Annotated in this window: 20 protein-coding genes; 13 read left to right on the forward strand and 7 right to left on the reverse strand. The window is 57.8% G+C overall.

The annotated features are described in order from the left end of the window. Positions 1–15: 15 nt before the first annotated feature. On the reverse strand, positions 16–1,110 hold the full coding sequence (gene prfB / locus BLV48_RS16150; RefSeq protein WP_091827825.1) for a peptide chain release factor 2: 1,095 nt from the start codon (positions 1,108–1,110) through the stop codon (positions 16–18). A 158-nt stretch (positions 1,111–1,268) separates the two neighbouring features. On the opposite strand from prfB, the gene nhaD reads away from it, so the two are divergent. After that, positions 1,269–2,717: a sodium:proton antiporter NhaD gene (nhaD, locus tag BLV48_RS16155; RefSeq protein WP_091827826.1), complete on the forward strand. Its 1,449-nt coding sequence runs from the start codon at positions 1,269–1,271 to the stop codon at positions 2,715–2,717. 1 nt (position 2,718) lies between these two features. Further along, positions 2,719–3,396: a cytochrome b/b6 domain-containing protein gene (locus BLV48_RS16160; protein WP_091827827.1), complete on the forward strand. Its 678-nt coding sequence runs from the start codon at positions 2,719–2,721 to the stop codon at positions 3,394–3,396. Positions 3,397–3,455: 59 nt separating this feature from the next. On the opposite strand, the gene BLV48_RS16165 is transcribed toward BLV48_RS16160, so the two are convergent. Beyond that, entirely contained in the window at positions 3,456–3,899 is a 444-nt protein-coding gene (locus BLV48_RS16165) for a c-type cytochrome (protein WP_091827828.1), read from the reverse strand. 115 nt (positions 3,900–4,014) lie between these two features. Between BLV48_RS16165 and BLV48_RS16170 the strand changes: the two genes are divergently transcribed. Further along, positions 4,015–5,262: an MFS transporter gene (locus BLV48_RS16170; protein WP_091827829.1), complete on the forward strand. Its 1,248-nt coding sequence runs from the start codon at positions 4,015–4,017 to the stop codon at positions 5,260–5,262. Here BLV48_RS16170 and fldB read toward each other — a convergent pair. Both fldB and BLV48_RS16180 read right to left on the reverse strand, forming a co-directional pair. Next, entirely contained in the window at positions 5,235–5,750 is a 516-nt protein-coding gene (gene fldB, locus BLV48_RS16175) for a flavodoxin FldB (protein ID WP_091827830.1), read from the reverse strand. The genes BLV48_RS16170 and fldB overlap by 28 nt on opposite strands. A gap of 121 nt (positions 5,751–5,871) precedes the next feature. Next, a complete protein-coding gene (locus BLV48_RS16180; protein ID WP_091827831.1) occupies positions 5,872–6,204 on the reverse strand; it encodes a phasin family protein in 333 nt (110 codons plus the stop codon). Between the two features lie 124 nt (positions 6,205–6,328). Here BLV48_RS16180 and gloA point away from each other — a divergent pair, with 124 nt between their 5' ends. Next, complete coding sequence (gloA, locus tag BLV48_RS16185; protein ID WP_091827832.1) at positions 6,329–6,727, forward strand: lactoylglutathione lyase; 399 nt, start codon at positions 6,329–6,331, stop codon at positions 6,725–6,727. An 11-nt stretch (positions 6,728–6,738) separates the two neighbouring features. On the opposite strand, the gene BLV48_RS16190 is transcribed toward gloA, so the two are convergent. Next, positions 6,739–8,367, reverse strand: a complete 1,629-nt coding sequence (locus BLV48_RS16190) for a methyl-accepting chemotaxis protein (protein WP_091827833.1) — start codon at positions 8,365–8,367, stop codon at positions 6,739–6,741. A 257-nt stretch (positions 8,368–8,624) separates the two neighbouring features. Here BLV48_RS16190 and BLV48_RS16195 point away from each other — a divergent pair, with 257 nt between their 5' ends. Together BLV48_RS16195 and BLV48_RS16200 are read left to right on the forward strand one after the other, a co-directional pair. Beyond that, entirely contained in the window at positions 8,625–9,431 is an 807-nt protein-coding gene (locus BLV48_RS16195; RefSeq protein WP_091827845.1) for a tetratricopeptide repeat protein, read from the forward strand. A 92-nt stretch (positions 9,432–9,523) separates the two neighbouring features. Continuing rightward, entirely contained in the window at positions 9,524–10,009 is a 486-nt protein-coding gene (locus BLV48_RS16200; RefSeq protein ID WP_242530004.1) for an RDD family protein, read from the forward strand. A 12-nt stretch (positions 10,010–10,021) separates the two neighbouring features. On the opposite strand, the gene lptG is transcribed toward BLV48_RS16200, so the two are convergent. Next, a complete protein-coding gene (gene lptG, locus BLV48_RS16205) occupies positions 10,022–11,083 on the reverse strand; it encodes an LPS export ABC transporter permease LptG (protein ID WP_091827834.1) in 1,062 nt (353 codons plus the stop codon). Next, positions 11,080–12,198 (reverse strand): LPS export ABC transporter permease LptF, encoded by a 1,119-nt coding sequence (gene lptF / locus BLV48_RS16210; protein WP_091827835.1) that lies wholly within the window; start codon positions 12,196–12,198, stop codon positions 11,080–11,082. Before lptF ends, lptG begins: the two co-directional genes overlap by 4 nt. Positions 12,199–12,383: 185 nt before the next feature. Between lptF and BLV48_RS16215 the strand changes: the two genes are divergently transcribed. The 7 genes from BLV48_RS16215 to BLV48_RS16245 form a co-directional block, all read left to right on the forward strand. Continuing rightward, positions 12,384–13,910 (forward strand): leucyl aminopeptidase, encoded by a 1,527-nt coding sequence (locus tag BLV48_RS16215; protein ID WP_091827836.1) that lies wholly within the window; start codon positions 12,384–12,386, stop codon positions 13,908–13,910. A gap of 2 nt (positions 13,911–13,912) precedes the next feature. Then, positions 13,913–14,344 (forward strand): DNA polymerase III subunit chi, encoded by a 432-nt coding sequence (locus BLV48_RS16220; protein ID WP_091827837.1) that lies wholly within the window; start codon positions 13,913–13,915, stop codon positions 14,342–14,344. Between the two features lie 40 nt (positions 14,345–14,384). After that, complete coding sequence (locus BLV48_RS16225; protein WP_091827838.1) at positions 14,385–15,515, forward strand: efflux RND transporter periplasmic adaptor subunit; 1,131 nt, start codon at positions 14,385–14,387, stop codon at positions 15,513–15,515. Continuing rightward, a complete protein-coding gene (locus tag BLV48_RS16230; protein ID WP_091827839.1) occupies positions 15,512–16,195 on the forward strand; it encodes an ABC transporter ATP-binding protein in 684 nt (227 codons plus the stop codon). Before BLV48_RS16225 ends, BLV48_RS16230 begins: the two co-directional genes overlap by 4 nt. Next, positions 16,182–17,402 (forward strand): ABC transporter permease, encoded by a 1,221-nt coding sequence (locus tag BLV48_RS16235; protein ID WP_091827840.1) that lies wholly within the window; start codon positions 16,182–16,184, stop codon positions 17,400–17,402. The genes BLV48_RS16230 and BLV48_RS16235 overlap by 14 nt, the downstream gene beginning before the upstream one ends. Next, the gene (locus BLV48_RS16240) at positions 17,389–18,585 is read left to right on the forward strand and encodes an ABC transporter permease (protein ID WP_091827841.1); all 1,197 of its coding nucleotides are present in this window, start codon (positions 17,389–17,391) and stop codon (positions 18,583–18,585) included. Before BLV48_RS16235 ends, BLV48_RS16240 begins: the two co-directional genes overlap by 14 nt. A 173-nt stretch (positions 18,586–18,758) precedes the next feature. Continuing rightward, the coding region (locus BLV48_RS16245) for a leucine zipper domain-containing protein (protein ID WP_139253948.1) at positions 18,759–19,009 on the forward strand (251 nt) is incomplete at its 3' end.

Consider the following 19,009-nt stretch of genomic DNA (forward strand, 5'->3'; position numbering starts at 1 on the left):
CCTTAAAACGAATGCTTACAAGCCGGCCTTGAGGCTGGCTTCGATAAACTGATCCAGATCGCCGTCAAGCACGCGATCACAGTTGGAAGTCTGTACGCCAGTGCGCAGATCCTTGATGCGTTGATCATCCAGCACGTAGGAACGGATCTGACTGCCCCAGCCGATATCAGCCTTGGAGTCTTCCAGCTCCTGTGCCGCTTCACGACGCTTCATCATCTCCATTTCGTAGAGCTTGGCACGCAGCTGCTTCATACAGGTATCACGGTTTTGGTGCTGCGAACGCGCCGACTGACTCTGCACCACAATGCCGGAAGGCTCATGGGTAATACGCACGGCTGACTCGGTTCGGTTAACGTGCTGACCACCGGCACCGGATGCACGGTATACATCCACACGCAGATCAGCCGGATTGATTTCAATGTCCACGTTGTCGTCAATTTCCGGCGAGACAAATACCGAGGAGAAAGAGGTGTGGCGTCGACCACCGGAGTCGAACGGCGATTTACGCACCAGACGGTGAACACCGGTTTCGGTTCTCAGCCAGCCATAGGCGTATTCGCCCTCAAATCGGATAGTGGCAGATTTGATGCCGGCAACTTCACCGCCGGACACTTCCAGCAACTCGGTCTTGAAGCCTCTGCTCTCGCCCCAGCGCAGGTACATGCGCAACATCATGTTGGCCCAGTCCTGTGCCTCGGTTCCCCCTGACCCGGCCTGTATCTCCAGGAAGGCATTGTTCGCATCGGCCTCACCGGAGAACATGCGGCGGAATTCAAGCTGTTCCAACTGGGAGCGCAGACGCTCGACATCTGCTTCAACTTCGGCGACAGTATCTTCGTCGTCTTCTTCTACCGCCATATCCAGCAGATCACGGGCATCGCTGATACCAATGGTCAGCTCGTCGATGGTTTTCACCACCGATTCAAGACCAGAGCGCTCACGGCCAAGTTGCTGTGCATTTTCTGGATTGTTCCACACACCCGGATCTTCCAGCTCACGCTCAACCTCTTCAAGCCGTTCACGCTTGCCATCATAATCAAGGTAGCCGCGCAGCGACTGAGTGCGCTCGCTGAACTCTTTCAGACTGTTGAGAATCGGATTGATTTCCATGGTGGGGCTACAAACTCGCTGCTTGGAAAAAGGGAGGTATTCTAACTGATCCTCGGCCCTGTTTGAACGATTGTGCAACAGTTCCTCAATCTCTGCCTGTATACTCGACTTGCATGCCAAGGTCAGCAAGAATGGCCTGATCGACTCAGGAGGGCCGCATGATAGGGAAACATCTTCTGCCAACGGCATTTATGGCGCTGCTGTCATCGCAGGCTCAGGCAGGTGTGCAGGAAACGCCTCAACTTCTGGATCTGACAGCCAGTGTCTATGGTTATCTGGCACTGCTGATCTTCCTGCTGGCCTACGTCTTCGTGGTCATGGAGGAGCGGCTTGCGTTGCGCAAGTCAAAGCCGGTCATCGTGGCGGCAGGCCTGATCTGGGTACTGGTCGGGCTCGCCTATCGCCAGCAGGGAGATCAAGTCACCGCCGGGGCCGAGCTGAGGCTGTATATTCTGGACTATGCCGAACTGTTCCTGTTTCTTCTAGCCGCCATGACCTTCGTGAATATGCTCGAAGAACGGCGTGTATTCGAGGCCCTGCGTACCTGGCTGGTTTCACGCGGTTTTTCACTGCGCAGTATCTACTGGATCACCGGCGTACTGACCTTCTGCATATCCCCCATTGCCGACAACCTTTCAACCGCCCTGCTGATGGGTGCCGTTGTGCTGGCTGTCGGCAACCATAATTATCGTTTTATTTCAGTGGGCTGCATTAATGTGGTTGTAGCCGCCAATGCCGGTGGTGCCTTCAGCCCATTTGGAGACATTACCACCTTGATGGTTTGGCAGCAGGGACATGTCTCTTTCACTCAGTTCTCGTATCTACTGTTGCCGGCGCTGGTGAACTGGCTGATACCGGCAGCCCTGATGAGCCTTGCCATTAAAAATGGACGTCCTGCCGGCAGCCAGCGCCATCAACGCATGAAAAAGGGCGGTGTTACCATCATGCTGATGTTTCTCGGTACCATTATCGCCTCTGTACTGGTACACAGCATGCTGCACTTGCCACCGGTTCTGGGCATGATGACCGGGCTTGGTGTCTTGAAACTGTACGGCTACTACCTGAGCCTGCATGACCCCGTCTTTCGTGAACAGGGTCATATCACTCACCACCATGCCGAGAACACAAGCAACCACAGCATGCTGCGTGGCGACCACACCGGCGTAGTGCGTCGGTTTGATATTTTCAAAGTAGTTGAGCGTGCCTCCTGGGACACTCTGATGTTTTTTTACGGTATCGTTTTGTGTGTGGGCGGCCTGGCCACACTGGGCTACCTGGCTGATTTTTCCACGCTGCTGTATGGCAGTCTTGGAATACCCTTGGCCAACAGCCTGATCGGTCTGCTGTCAGCGCTGGTGGATAATATCCCGATCATGTTTGCCGTACTGTCGATGGACCCGGGGATGACGCTTGATCAATGGCTACTGGCGACCCTGACTGTCGGCACGGGTGGATCGCTGCTTTCAATCGGCTCAGCCGCCGGCGTGGCTTTAATGGGGCAGGCCCAGGGAACCTATACCTTCATGAGCCATCTGAAATGGAGCTGGGCCATCCTGCTGGGTTATGTGGCCAGCATTTTCTGTCACCTTTGGTTAACTGGACTCTGACATGACCGAACACTCTGCCAAACTGGAAAGGAAACCCGTCTGGGATATTTATGTGCGTCTGTTTCACTGGACCCTGGCCGCAAGTATTCTGTTTGCTTGGTGGACCAGCGAACAGGGCGGCAACTGGATGAGCTGGCACATGTATGCCGGCTATACGGTGCTTGGGCTGGTTCTGTTCCGCCTGATGTGGGGCTTTGCCGGCAGCCACCATGCTCGCTTCAGCGAATTCGTACGCTCACCGATCACCACGGCCCGCTACGCCCTTCAGATGCTGCAACGCCGCGAACCGCACCATCTGGGCCATAACCCGCTGGGAGGCTGGATGGTCGTGGCTTTGTTGCTACTGGCTGCAGCCCAGGCGAGTACGGGGCTCTTTGCCAATGATGAGATTATTACCGAAGGACCGCTGGTACACCTGATCAGTTACGACCTGAGTGTGGAGATCACTCGCTGGCACAAGTGGCTGTTTGATATTCTGCTGATCGCCATCGGCCTGCACCTGCTGGGCGTCATTTACCATCAACTGTTCAAGCGCGAGAAGCTGGTTCAGGCCATGTTGCACGGGCGCAAGCCAGCCTCAGCAGATGCGCCAAGCTACCCGTTCGCCCCGTTCCTGCGTGGACTGCTGCTGGCCCTCGTTGCAGCTGCCATTGTCTGGAACCTGCTCAACCTGCTTTGAATACAAACAGGGCGCCACATAGGCGCCCTGTTTCAATTCAAGTTCTAACCGCTTGCAGTTCAGTCCTTGAAGTTGTCGTGGCAACCCTTGCAGGTCTTGCCCACCTCACCGAAAGCCGGACGAATCTGGTCCATGTCACCGGTTTTGGCCGCAGCCGCCAGCGCATCAGCCTTCTCGGCAAACATGTTCATGCCACCTTCAAACTTGTCCCAGTTCTGCTCAATCGCCGGCAGAGCGTCGGTATCACCTTCATAGGAACCTGCAATAAAACCTTCCAGCGGAAGCTTGCTCAGCTGAGCCACAATATCTGCACGGCGTGCAAAGTCTTCTGCGTTGTAATCCTGTTTACCCTTGACCACTTCACCCATAGTGCCGAAGTGCCATTTAACAGCGCTGAATACGCCCTGACGGTATTTGATGGCGTCTTCCGCTTCTGCCGCCAGCGCAGCCGTGCTGCCCAGCGCCATAACCCCTGCCAATCCAAGCATTGCGATCTTTTTCATATCGATTTCCCTTTTCATTGATGGTCTGAACGCAATTCTATATGAGCGCAACCTAATCAAACAAGTTCCCGATTTAAGGGGTATACTTTGAGTCTTTTGGCAGACAGCACGTTTCATGCAGACTTCCACTCTTTTCACCCTGCGACTGTTGATCCCCTTTGCACTGGGCTACTGGCTGTCCTACCTGTTTCGTGTCATCAATGCTGTGGTCGCCCCCGAGATCATGGCTGAGCTGGGTATCAGCGCTGCCACTCTGGGTCTTATTTCCAGTGCCTACTTTCTGACCTTCGCAGCCTGCCAGATTCCGCTGGGCATTCTGCTGGACCGTTATCAGACTCGAGATGTAGCATCCGCCCTGCTGTTGTTCGCCGCCGCCGGCAGTCTCACTTTCGCAATGGCCGAAAGCAGCCTTATGCTTTGGATCGGGCGAGGCCTGATCGGCATCGGTGTCTCGGCCTGCCTGATGGCGGCCTTCAAGTGCTATACCAGCTGGCTCAAGCGGGATCAGCTTCCCGCAATCAACGGCCTGCAGTTGACCAGTGGCGGACTCGGCGCGCTCACGGCTACCGCCCCTGTCGAATTTGCCCTGACATTCACCGACTGGCGTGGCATTTTCATGGCGACGGCCGTGTTCAGCATCCTGATCGCAGCCCTGGTACGCGGGTGCATACCCAAAACGGCAATGAAAAGGCCTTCAGAGGGCATCGTGGCCCTGCTGAGCCAGACTTGGGCCGTCGTGCGCACACCAGCCTTCTATCAACTGGCACCGGCCAGCATGCTGTCGCAGTCGGTCTTTATCGCGACCCAGTCTCTCTGGGCCGGCCTGTGGCTGCAGCAAGTCAGCGCCCTGAGCGCCAGTGCCGCTGCCGGCGTGCTGTTTGTCTCTGCCGCCAGCATGGTAGCCGGATTTCTGTTACTGGGGTTCATCACCGGCCGCCTGAACCGGCTGGGCATCAGCACGCCCAGTGTCAGTTTTACCGGCATGCTGTGCTTCACGCTCGCGTTGCTGTGGATCCAGATTCAGCCCGGTGAGGCCAACCTGCTGGCCTGGGCGGCATTCGGCTTTTTCGGGACGTCAGGTACGCTGATGTTCGCTGGCCTTAGTCAGCAGTTTCCGGTTGCGATCAGTGCACGGGTCAGCACCAGCCTGAACCTGGGCATTTTTCTGGGTGCATTCATTGTGCAATGGGGAATGGGTGCGGTGATCAGTCTGTGGCCATCCGAAGATGGCCAACATTATCCCGCCACGGCCTTTCGCTGGGCTCTGGCAGGGGCAACACTGCTGCAGCTATCTGGCCTGCTCTGGTACCTGATCTGTCGCTGGCGGGGAGCCCGTCAGGCCTCAAATGCGGCCAATACCTGAGGCATCCAGGTACGGATTCGCTCTTCACTCAAGCCATGCTCACCGTCCTCATCCAATGCCAGGCCCACAAAGTAGCGCTTGTCTTGAGTTAAAGCTTTTGACGCCTCGAACCGGTAACCGTCTACCGGCCAGGGTACAACCACTTCCCCACCTGCTTCCTGCAACACCTCGTTGAGCGCTCCCATTGCATCCAGAAACCACTCACCGTAGCCAAGCTGATCCCCCAGGCCGAACAGGGCGATCTTCTTGCCGCTGAAATCCAGTGCCTGCAAGGCAGGCCAATGCTCATCCCAGTCCTCCTGCAACTCACCAAAGTCCCAGGTCGGGATACCCATGATCAGGTATTGATACTGTGCCATTTCGACCACACCCTCGATCGCAATGTCATGCAAATGAATTTGTTCAGGCAGCAGCGCCGCAATCTGCTCTGCAATCATTTCAGTGTTGCCCGTGGTGCTGGCATAAAACAGGCCGATGGGGGTACTCATAGCAATTCTCGATTATCAGCCGCCTGCGCGTATCCATATGCGCTCAGGTGGAAAGGTGACCATGTCCTGTACATAAATGAAAAAGCAGCCCTGCGGGCTGCTTGATAACGCCTGGTACAGCTTACTTCTTATTGCCGGTCATGGCATCCATGGAGCCTTGTGCCAGCTGCTGCATCGCCTGCTGAGCTGAGGTCAGGGCTTTAAGATTCTGTTCATTGGCCGCTCGCAGGGTTTCTTCCAGCTCCTTGGCATAGGCCTGCTGCAGTTCAATCAGGTCATTCGGCGTCTTGCACTTCTGCAGTTCGCTGGTCTGCTGCATGGTTGCTTCGATGCAGGCCTTGGTACACTCCATCTGCTGGCGGGTCAGCTCCTCCAGCATTTTGGTCTGGATGTTCACCAGATCACGGAAAGGTCCCATCGATTCGGTCATCTGCTTTGTCATATCCTGAAACATTGTTTGCCCCCTTGGCACTTGTTGTGAATATACATAATTAATCACTATAGACTGAAAGCCGCAAGTCTGGTGCGTTAGACTTGAGATTCTAATTCAGTTCCACTCTTAAACACGAGGTGTACCGATGCGCATGCTGCACACCATGTACCGGGTTACTGACCTGGAAAAATCGCTTTCCTTCTATACTGAAGTCCTAGGGATGCGTCTGCTACGCCGCAAGGACTACCCGGAAGGCCGTTTCACGCTGGCATTTGTCGGCTTTGGTGACGAAGCTGACAATACCGTTCTGGAACTCACCCACAACTGGGACACCGATCAGTATGACCTTGGCACCGGCTATGGTCATATCGCCATCGAAGTGGATGATGTGTACGAGGCCTGTGACCAGATCAAGGCAAAAGGAGGACAGGTGGTGCGAGAAGCCGGTCCGATGAAGAACTCAACTTCAGGTACGATTCTGGCATTTGTGCGCGATCCTGATGGGTACATGATCGAGCTGCTCAGCCCCCAGCGCGGGGACTGAGCCTAATAGCATCAGGTACGGAATTTCGCCGTCATGCTTTGTAGTTCCGCTGCCAGCCGTGACAGTTCATGGCTAGCAGTCTCGGTCTGGGTTGCCCCGGCTGCGGATTCCTGAGCGCTGTCGTTGATGGTCACCAAAGAGCGGTTGATCTCTTCGGCAACGCTGCTCTGCTCCTCAGATGCACTTGCGATCTGGGCGTTCAGGTCGGTGATGCGCTTGACCGCTACTGAAATGCGGCGCAGCGCCTCACCAGCTTTCTCGGCCTGCTCGCCGGTCAGTTCTGCACGTTCCTGGCTCACTTTCATCGCCGTAACGGCATCACGCGTTCCAACCTGGAGACGGCCGATCACCTGCTGAATCTCTTCGGTTGACTCCTGGGTGCGCTGAGCCAGTGAGCGAACCTCATCCGCCACCACAGCGAAGCCCCGTCCCTGATCACCTGCACGAGCCGCTTCGATGGCCGCATTCAGGGCCAGCAAATTGGTCTGTTCTGCAATACCGCGAATCACATCGACCACACTGCCGATGCTTTCACTGTCCTGCTCCACCACGGCTATCTGCGCTGCAACCTTGCGCACCTGGTCGACCAGATCACTGGTCGCACGAACCGCATCCACGACAACCCGGTTACCGGAATCGGCCTCGTCATACGTAGATCGCGCTTCCTGATCCGCCCGTTCGGCGCTGCCGGCCACTTCCTGTACCGTCGACACCATTTCGTTCATGGCTGCCGCAACCTGTTCCACCTCGGCACGCTGGCTGTTGATCGTCTGGCTTGAGTGACTGCTGATACTGCTCATCTCTTCAGCCGCAGCCGCCAATTGGGTAGTCGCACCGGAGATATGGCCTACCAGACTTTGCATCTGGGCCAACATCTTGTTAAAGCTGCCAGCGATATGGCTGAGTTCGTTGTCACCCTCGATTTCGGCACGCAGACGCAGATCAGAATTGGTGGCGACGTTATCCATTACATCCTGTAAATGCTCAAGCGGCTGTCGAATGGAGCGGTAAATCAGCAAGCCCAGCAACGCCAGCACTACCACAACGGCAGCTGACAAGCCGATCTGAAATACGCGCTGACGTTCATACCTTTGGCGCAATTCCTGACGCATCTGATCTGCTTCACTCAATTGCAGGTCAACCAGCGTTGCCACCTTTTCGCTGATCGGGTCAACATCGGCGTAGAGATCCCCGTTAAAACCGTACATGTCACCGTAAGTCAGTCCGCTGAGTGTTTTCAGACGCTCAATCAGTTTTTCGATCGCACTGTCCGCACGCTTTAGCAGACCATCGGCTTCCTGTACCAGTTTTTGCTCCTGCGGGGTCAGGTCAGTGGAAGTGTAGAGTTGCCAGTCCTGCTTGATTTTTTCTCGCGCCTGGATGACAACGGCCAAGCCGTCTTCGGCCTTCATCAGACTCTTGTCGATCTTATTAACCGTATCAATGATGTTAACTGCATAGTTATCCGACACGTTTTTCAGCAGTTCAAGCGGTACGATCCGGTCCACATAGAGCTGATCAATGCCCTGGTTAGCCTTGTTCAATTCAATCAAGGAAGTGATCACAATAACGAGCAGACCGATAATCGGCAGCACCGACCCCAGCACCAGTTTGCTCCTGATGGTCATTCGTTTCAGCATTTAGGGCTCCTGTCAGGCGTTCAGCAGAAGATTCAGGGCAGGTGCCGCTGAGCAATCTTTTCCTGTACAATAAAAATATTAGAAGTGGCTTATACGGATGAAAGTTCAAATTTCAACTCGTACTCAAGTAGAAGCATTATCTTGTACTATCAGTCCAGCCACAACTGTTGTATCCGTCTGTACACCCGATTCGGTGGAAGCCGTTGCAACACGACTTCCTGAAATGCATCAATAACGATGATGAAGGCATGGCTTCAATGAACAAATCTACCCTTCTTGCAGCAGCAGGCCTGCTGTTTTCCCTGCACACCACATCAGCACTTGCCGCCAGCGTCGACGCAGCCCAACGCGCCATCGATGCCGGCGATTACACCAAAGCCCTTTCCGAACTGGAAAGCCTGGTCAAGAATCAGGACCCGGCCGCACTGAACCTGCAGGGCCAGATGTACGAGAACGGCTGGGGTGTTGAAAAAAACACCGATATGGCCCGTCGCTACTATGAAAGCGGTGCCCGGCAAGGGCACCTGGATAGCGTCAACAGCCTGCGTGCATTGAAGAACCGGGAATACAAGGTCGAATTTGATCGCCTGTTGCCTCAGGCTCAGAATGGTGACGCCGAAGCCCAGAACCGTATCGGCGAAATGTATGAGTTCGGCCAGGGCGTTGCCCGCGACAATGACGAAGCCCTCAAGTGGTATCGCAGTGCCGCCGATCAGGATGTAGTGGCTGCCTGGCATAACCTGGGCCGCAGCTACAACTTCGGCACAGGTGTTGAGCAGGACTACGCTCAGGCCGAACAGTGGTATCGCAAGGCGGCTGAGCAGGGCCACATGGATGCCATGTTCTTCCTGGGCACGCTTTACTCCAACAGTCATGGACAGGACACCAGCATCGATACCAACATTCTGGCCTACGCCTGGATGCACAACGCGGCCGAAATGGGCAACGGCACTGCCCGCGCCATCGAGGCTCGCCTGTTGATGAAGCTGGATGAATCTCAACTGGAGGAAGCCCAGTCTCTGGCCGAGCGCTACAAGGCCAAGTTCGTCACGCCATTCAAGTAATGCCCTCTCCCTGCCAGCACCGCTGGCAGGGTTTCACCCTGATACCGCCCTGGTGCTACAATCCGTCGCCAACCCAACCGATGGATCCGGACATGCCGATGCACCGCCCCTTTGCTGAAGAGTTTACCGACACCCGCCCGGCCTCACTGGTCAAGCGCCTGCTGGCCATGGTGTATGACGCATTGCTGGTAATTGCGATCTGGATGATTGTAGGTGGGGTCGGTGTCATGCTGAACGATGGCGAAGCGATCAGCGCCCAGACCAGTTCACCGTCAGCGGTTGCCCTGTTCAACTCGGCGCTGTTTTGTATCACATTTCTGTTTTTCGGCTTTTTCTGGACCCGCAATGGACAGACACTGGGCATGCTCGCCTGGCGCCTCCGGGTTCAGACACTTGAAGGCGGCCGCCTGAGCTGGAGCAAGGCGCTGGTGCGATTCCTCTGCGCCATCCCATCCCTGGGCCTGTGCGGCATCGGACTGCTCTGGATGCTGTTCACGGATGAGCGCCTGAGCTGGCATGACCGCTGGTCAGGCAGCTGTATTGTTCAGCTGCCCAAACCCTCACCACAAAAACCGTAATCAATCTGAAGTTTAACCCGCTCGACGCAGCAGCCAGCCACCTGCCACCATGCACAGCAGCACTGGCAGCACTACTGCGATGAAGGGCGGAAAGCCAAACACGGTACTGGCCGGACCAAGCAGGTCTTGTGCAAATTTGAACAGTAAACCGAACACAACCCCGGCAATCACCCGCTGGCCGACCGTCACGCTGCGCAGTGGACCAAAAATGAATGAAACACCAATCAGCACCAGTGCCAAAATTGCCAGGGGCTGTAACAGCTTGGTCCAGAACGCCAGCAGATAGGTATCCGCATTGACCCCCTGGGCCTGAAGATAACTCGAATAGGACCAGAGGCCACTGATCGGAAGATCCACCGGTTCAACCACGATCACCGACAGAAGATCAGGCGTCAGTCCACTCTTCCATGACTCTTGAGACTGCTGCGACGCTTGGGTACGCCCTTCGGTGAACTCGGTCGTGCTGACATCCTCTAACTGCCACCGCTCGGACTCATAGCGCCCAATTCGCGCATAGCTCGCCTCCGCCAGTTGGCGGGACTCATCAAACCGATAGCGGGTGACACCATGAATCACGCCCCCCGGTTCTACCGCATTGATATGAATAAAGAGGCGATCTTCACGGTGCCAGATACCATAGCGTGAACTCAGCGCACCACCACCGGCCTGTGCAAGCGCCTTGAGACTCTGGGCACGCTGCTCAGTATAGGGCGCGATGAACTGACCCAACACCAGCGCGAACAGCGCCAACACCAGCACCGGCTTGAACACCGCAGCAAGAATGCGTCGGGTAGAAAAACCTGCCGCTCGCATGACGGTGAGTTCACTGTGACTGGCCAGCATACCCAGGCCAATCAGGCAACCCACCAGACTGCTCAAGGGGATAAACTCATAAATCCGGCGCGGAGTAGTCAACATCAGGTATTCAAGCACACCCACAAAGGTGTAGTGATCATCGACATCATCCAGCTGATCCAGCAGCGCCGAGACAAGGTCTAGACCGACCACCACCAGCAATACAGCCAGAATGGCGCCAATAACATGACGGGCAATGTACCACTCAAGCTTCATCATGCAGACTTCCTCCAACTGACATGCGGCAGACGCTTCCGGACACGATTGATCTGTGCGCCCCAGAAACGCTCCGCCAGAATCAGATTGGCAGCCAGTGTCAGGAATATCGCATGCACCAGCCACAGCAGCCACACGCCAGCCTCACCATCCTCAACGGCTGAACGCGCACTGGTCAGCAATGATAGATAGAGCAGGTACAAGACAATGGACGGAATCAGTTTGGCAAAGCGGCCCTGACGTGGATTGGTTCGGCTCATCGGCACCGCAATCAGTGTCACGATAAAGGCCAGCACCGGCAAAGACAGACGCCAGTGCAACCGGGCCTGTTCACGCGGCTGCACGCTGTCTACCAGAGCCAGCGTCGGCTGTGCATCCAGCTCCGTCACCTCACGCGCCAACTCTGCCTCGGGCAGGCTTATGCCGTACTCCCGGTAACCGGTGCGGGTATACTCCGCTGAGCCGGGCACACCATCAAAGCGATACCCCTGCTGCAGCACCAGAAAGCGGCCACCATACTCCGGCAAAATGACGCGTTCAGCCTGCTCAGCCAACAGTACCACCGGTTCGCCGTTCTCGTTTCGCTGCGCAATAAACACCTCGCGCAGCTGGCCGCTTTCGCTGTCAAACGATTCAGCATAGGTGACCTGCCGGCCGCCCGTCTGAGACTGGAACCGGCCCGGTGTCAGCAGTTCCAGTTCGCTTCTGGACTCCTGAATACTGAAGATCTCTTCCGACTTGGTAGCCCCAAGGGGAGCAAGCCAGAGCGTCATCACCGCTACCAGCAGTGCCACCAGCGAAGCCGGCCCAAGTGCATACAGCACCAGCCTTTTTTGACTGATGCCACAGGCCCTCAACACCACCATCTCGCTGTCGAGATAGAGACGTCCGAACGCCAGCAGAATGCCGAGAAAAAGTCCCAGCGGCAGCAAAAGCTCGAGAAAACCGGGAATACGCCAAAGCAGGACCCAGAACACAAAAGCTGCATCCAGCTTGCCGGTCGCAGCATCGGCCAGATATTTAATCAGGCGTGCACTGGTGATAATCAGCAGCAGTACAGAGGTTACAGCCAGAGTTGAAATCAACGCCTCACGGGCGAGGTAACGGAAGATAATCAAAACAGATTCCCTTTCACCGCCATGGTTTCCAATCGGAGAAATGGTTTATAGTGCGCGTTGGATCTAGCTATGAACTGCGCGGCACAACGTTCGGCACCGGACCGGCTACATCACCGGGATGCCTGACATCAAGCAAGCCCCGCATTATCACCCAATCAGTCTGCAATGTCTTGTACGGAGTCGTCATGGATTTTGAGATTATCAACGGCAGTGTCGAAACACTGGAAACCGAATGCATCGTAGTTGCACTGGAAGCCGAGGGTAAACTCTGCCCCTCCGCAGAGGCGATCGACACGGCTGCCAACGGCTACCTGAGCGACCTGATCAACAGTAGCGACATCAGTGGCAAGGCCGGTGAACAGCTGCTGCTGTTCAAGGTACCGGGCATCAAGGCCAATCGTGTCCTGCTGGTGGGTTTGGGCAAGCCTGAGGAGCGCAAGGATCGTCATTACCGCAAGCTGATCAAGGGCATCACCGCCACCCTGAAAAAATCGGGCATCGGCTCAGTACTGTTTGCACTCGATGGCTGCGCCAGCGAACAGGACGATGTGTACCGCGAAACCCGTCAGCTGGTGGAATGGATCTCGGCTGATTTCTATCAGTACGATGAGACCAAGAGCAAGAAAGCCGATCCGATCAAGCTTGAACAGATCATGATCAAGCTTGACGAAGAGGACATCGAACTGGGTGAAGGCGCCCTGCTCGATGGCGTGGCCATCGCCAACGGCGTTGATACAGCCCGCGAAGTGGGCAACCTGCCGGGTAACATCTGCACACCTGTCTATCTGGCCGAGCGGGCACAAGCACTGGCGGAAGAGTTCGAGGAATTGCAGGTCAATGTGCTGGATGAAGAGCAGATGGCCGAGCTGGGCATGAACGCACTGCTGGCTGTTGGCAAAGGCAGCGCCCAGCCTTCACAGCTGATCGTAATCGAATACCGTGGCGGCGAGGACGATGAAAAGCCCCATGCACTGGTCGGCAAGGGCATCACCTTTGACACTGGCGGCATCAGCCTGAAGCCGGGCGCCGGCATGGACGAGATGAAGTTCGACATGTGCGGTGCGGCCAGCGTACTCGGTACCATGGAAGCGCTGGCCGAGATGCAGCTGCCGATCAACGTAGTTGGTATCATTGCCGCCGCCGAGAACATGCCCGGCAGCAAGGCCACCAAGCCGGGTGACATCGTCACCACCATGTCCGGACAGACCGTTGAGATTCTCAACACCGATGCCGAAGGCCGTTTGGTGCTGTGTGATGCACTCACCTATGCCGGTCGTTTCGAGCCTCAATCCGTGGTCGATATTGCCACCCTGACCGGTGCCTGCATCATCGCCCTGGGCCATCAGGCTACCGGTGTACTGTCCAACAACGAGGAACTCGCCTCCGCACTGCTGGAAGCCGGTGACTATGCAGCCGACCGCGGCTGGCCGCTGCCGCTGTGGGATGAGTTCCAGGAGCAGCTGGACTCCAACTTCGCTGATATCGCCAACATCGGTGGCCGAGCGGCAGGCACCATCACCGCAGCCTGCTTCCTGTCCCGCTTTACCAAGGAGTACAACTGGGCTCACCTGGATATCGCCGGTGTTGCCTGGAACAGCAACGGCAAGGAGAAGGGCGCAACCGGACGCTGCGTGCCCATGCTGTGTCAGTACCTGCTGGATTTGGCCGAGCAGGTCGAGATTGACGAGCACGACCACGACCACGGGGAATAAGCGTGTCCCGCGCAGACTATTACATTCTGCCGGACACCGAGCCCGAAAGCCGGGCGGCCTTTCTGTGCCGCCTGTGCGAAAAAATTCTCGGGCTCGGTATGCGTGTGTTCATCAGTACCGAGCATGAGACAGCGGCACGCCAGCTGGACCAGCAGTTGTGGACCGCACGTCCACAGAGTTTCGTCCCCCATGTTCTGCTGGGTGGACTGCCCGCCTCACCGATCGAGATCGGCTGGGGAGAGCAGCTGCCGAATCACCGTGAAGTCTTTATCAACCTGTCTGGCAGACTTCCCGATACCGCATTCGAATTCGAACGCATTGTCGAGATCGTTATTCAGACCCCCGAGGTGTTGGCCGCAACCCGCGAAAACTATGCGCGCTGCCGCGACCATGGCCTTGAGCTGCACCGAACCGACATGCGTCACCGCAGCTGAGTTGCCTATACTGCATCCGTGACACAAGGAGCCCCGCCGGATGAAAAAGCTGCTCACCTTCCTGTTATTGTTAATCCTTGCCGGCATGGCCTTTTACTGGTTCAACCGGCCCAAGCCCATTGAAGTCTCACTGACCACCGTTGAAACCGGCGTTGTGGAACAGCTCGCCGCCAACAGCCGTGCCGGCACCGTGCGTGCCTGTCGCCGCTCCCGCCTGTCGATGCCTCAGGGTGGTCGCGTCGAGCGCCTTTTGGTTGACGAAGGCGATCACGTGGAACAGGGGCAAGCCCTGCTGGAACTCTGGAACCGCGATATCAAGGCACGCATGGATGAAGTGGCTGCCACCCTCAAGGCCCGCGAAATTCATGCCAGCGCCCTCTGTGACACCGCCGCTTTGGCACAGCGTGAAGCACGCAGAACCGAGTCACTGGCCCGTGAACGACTGGCCTCTGATGAACTGCTGGATCAGCGCCAGACCGAGTCCCGCCGTGCCGCACTGGCCTGCGAGGAGGCACAGGCACTGACTGAACAGGCCGAGGCCACACTCCGACTGCATCAGGTGCTGTTGGATGAAACCCTGCTCAAGGCGCCCTTTGCCGGGGTCGTCGCCGAAATTAATGGCGAGGTGGGCGAGTATGTCACCCCCTCTCCGCCCGGCGTCCCCACACCGCCGGCCGTTGACCTGATCGACGACAGCTGCCTGTATGTGCGCGCCCCCATCGATGAAGTCGAGGCCGCACGGCTGGCGGTGGATCAGCCGGTGCGCATCACACTGGACGCCTTCCGAGGCCAGAGTTTTGCCGGCGAGGTCTCACGCATCGCGCCCTTTGTCTCCGAGCTGGAAAAGCAGGCCCGCACCGTCGATGTGGACGTTCGCTTCACCCCGCCACCCACCGATGCCCACCTGCTGGTCGGATACAGTGCCGATATTGAAGTGATCATCCAGCAGCACGCGGACGTGCTGCGTGTGCCGACTGAAACCCTGCTGCAGAACAACCGCGTGCTGCGCTATGACGACGACAGCGGCACCCTGCAGGCCGTGCAACTCAAGACCGGACTGGGCAACTGGACCTGGACCGAAGTGGTCGAGGGCCTTGAAGCAGGCGATCGCATTCTGCTCTCACTGGACAGCGGCGCGGGCGATGGCGCCCGGGTGGTACCGGCGTCATGATCCGGTTGCAGCAACTGTGCAAGCGTTACCAGCTGGGGGACGAACCGGTACAGGCGCTGGACCACGTGGATCTTGAGATCGAAGCCGGTGAGTACCTCTCCGTCATGGGCCCCTCCGGCTCCGGCAAGTCCACCCTGCTGAACATGCTGGGACTGCTGGACACCCCTGACAGCGGACACTACTGGCTCGACGGCACGGACATAATGACGCTGAAAGAGGAAGCCCGAGCCGCCGAGCGCAACCGTCGCATCGGCTTCGTGTTTCAGGCCTACCACCTAATTGACCGTCTGACCGCCCGCGAGAACATTGAGCTGCCACTGGTGTTGACCGGCACCGAACCGTCCGCGCGCCGACCGCGAGTGGACGAACTGCTCACGCGGCTGGGACTGGAACGCCACGCCAACCACCTTCCACATCAGCTCTCCGGCGGCCAGCGACAGCGCGTTGCCATCGCCCGTGCCGTGATCCGCAAACCCGGCCTGCTGTTGGCAGACGAACCCACCGGCAACCTCGACAGCCACTCGGGACAGGATGTGATCGAGCTGCTGGAAGAGCTGAACGAGGATGGCATCACCCTTGTAATCGTCACCCACGATGCCGCCATGGGCAAGCGTGCCCGGCGCAGGCTCTGGATGCAGGATGGCCGTCTGCTGAAGGATGAGCGAGATGCAGGCCACTGATCTGATCCGATTCAACCTGCGCTTGCTCACGGGGCAATGGTTTCGTACCTTGATGACCCTTCTGGCTACAGCCGTCGGTGTCTCGGCCGTACTGCTGTTGACCGGCATGGGGGAAGGCGCGCGCCGCTTCGTGCTGGAAGAGTTCAGTCTGTTGGGCAACGATGTGCTGATCGTGCTGCCGGGGCGCAAGGAAACCACCGGGGGCCTGCCACCTCTGACCGGCGAAGGCACGCGCGACCTCACGCTGGATGATGCCCGCGCGGTACTGGGGCTGCCGGGCGTGAAGGCGGTTGCCCCTCTGGTCGTTGGGCTGACACAGGTGGAAGCCAACGGTCGCAACCGGGAGTTGATGGTGGTCGGTACCAGTGCGGCATTTTTCCAGATTCGACAGCTCAGTGCCGCCCAGGGACGTCTGCTGCCGACACTGGAACTGGAGCGGGCCGAGCCGGTTTGTGTCATCGGTCAGGGCGTGCGAGAGGACCTGTTCGACCAGACACCGGTACTGGGTCGCTGGCTGCGCACCGCTGACCGGCGCTGCCGCGTCATCGGGGTGCTGGAAAATCGTGGCGTTTCCCTTGGAACCGACATGAGCGAGGCGGTGATCATCCCGGTCGCCAGCGCACAGCAACTGTTCGATACTCAGGGACTGTTCCGGCTGTTTGTACAGGTCCGCCATGTTGATATGACCGATGACCTCAAGCCGGCCATTCTTGATCTGATTCAGGCACGTCATCAGGGCGAGCGAGACGTCACCCTGATCACACAGGACAGCCTGCTGGGCGTTTTCAATGACATTCTGCAACTGCTGACACTTGCGGTCGGAGCCATTGCGGCCATCAGTCTGGTGGTCGCCGGCATTCTGATCATGAACATCACCCTGATCAGCGTCAGCCAGCGCACCTCGGAGATCGGGCTGCTCAAGGCTCTGGGCGCCAGCGAGCGTCAGGTACACCGCCTGTTTCTCAGCGAGGCACTGATGATGGCACTGCTGGGTGCCGCACTGGGCGTACTGATCGGTTATGCGCTGCTCTGGACCGGCCACTGGCTCTGGCCGCAGTTCCCGGTTTCGGTTCCGGGGTGGGCGCTGGCCGGGGCCATTCTGCTGGCCATCGCAGTGGCATTGCTGTTTGCCTGGCTGCCGGCACGCAAGGCCGCCCGCCTGCCCCCTGTTCTGGCACTCAAGGGCATTACCGATGCGCAGCGCTGACTATATCCGCCTGACCCTGACCAGCCTGCGCGCCAGCCGCATGCGCAGCAGCCTGACCATTCTGGGCATCGCCATCGGCATCTGTGCGGTAGTGCTGCTGACGACGCTGGGCGCAGGCATTCGGCTCTATGTACTGGAAAACTTTTCCCAGTTCGGCACCCGCATCATCGCCATCAACCCAGGAAAATCCCAGACCGGCGGCACAGGAGGCCTGCTTGCCAGCACCCGCCCCCTGCTGGTTGAGGATGCCTGGAGCCTGCAGTCTCTGCCCTTTGTGGAACATGTGGTTCCGGTGGTTCAGGGCAGCGGCGCCATTGAATTCGGCCGGCGTGTACGTCACACCGACATTATCGGCAGCGGCAGCGACATGGCCGCGGCCTGGCGCTTCGAGATCGCTCAGGGACGCTTTCTGCCCGACAGTCGCAACGGTTATCCACAGCCCTGGGCGGTACTGGGCCACAAGGTCAAACAGGAACTCTTTGGCACACAGAATGCGCTTGGCCAGTTCATCCGCGTGGGGGGCGAACGCTACCGGGTGGAGGGTGTCATGACCGAGAAGGGACAGATGCTGGGCTTCGATCTGGACGACATCGTCTACATCCCTGTGGAACGCGCCCTGAGCCTGTTCAACCGCAGCGGCCTGATGGAGATCGACGTGACCTATCGGCCCGGGATCAGCGCATCCGCCATGGCCGAACAGGTTCGCCAGCGGCTGATTGACCGCCATGGCGTGGAGGACTTTTCCCTCATCACCCAAGATGAGATGCTGAAGAGCCTTGATCGTATCCTCGGTATCCTGACGCTGGCCGTCGGTGGGCTGGGCGGCATCTCCCTGCTGGTCGGCGCCATCGGCATCGTGACCATCATGGTCACCACCGTACATGAACGCCGCGCCGAAATCGGCCTGCTGCGCGCCGTTGGCGCAACGCGCCGGCAGGTGATGTGGCTGTTTCTGGGTGAAGCCGTACTCCTCTCTCTGCTGGGTGGCATCGCCGGCATTCTGCTCAGCGGTCTGGCACTGGCCGCGCTGGCCTTGGGCATTCCCGGACTGCCCATACAGCTTGACCCATTTTACCTGCTGCTGGCACTGGCACTTTCCGCACTGGTGGGGCTTATCTCGGGCGTATTGCCGGCCAAGCGCGCCGCCGGCCTAAACCCGGTGTTGGCGCTGCAGAGTGAGTGAGGCGGTTGTACAGGTGCTGCGTAGCTATGCAAACCCCAGCCCGTTTACGTGCAACTGGAAATGATTTGTACAGGGTGAACAACCTTTCTAGTTGTGGGTGCTAAGGAGGTTGTTCACGCCGGTTAAGTTCGAGATGCTGGTTATCGCCAAACAAACAGCACAGAACAACCGACATGAACAACCCCCATAAGAATGCACGAACCACGCCCCATATTCGAGCCCTGATCGTTGATCGCGCCATACGTCAGCAACAATCCATCAAAGATATCGCCCACACGTTCGGCATCAGTAGGCGCACGGTGTATAAGTGGCTTGCTCGCTATCGAGAGGCTGGTGACGCTGGTCTTGAGTCAGCATCCAGCCGCCCCCACGCCTCACCGAGGCAGATGCCGAAACAGTGGGTTGAGCTGATTCAGAAGATGCG

The organism is Marinobacterium iners DSM 11526 (assembly GCF_900107855.1).
GTDB classification, from domain to species: Bacteria; Pseudomonadota; Gammaproteobacteria; order Pseudomonadales; family Balneatricaceae; genus Marinobacterium; species Marinobacterium iners.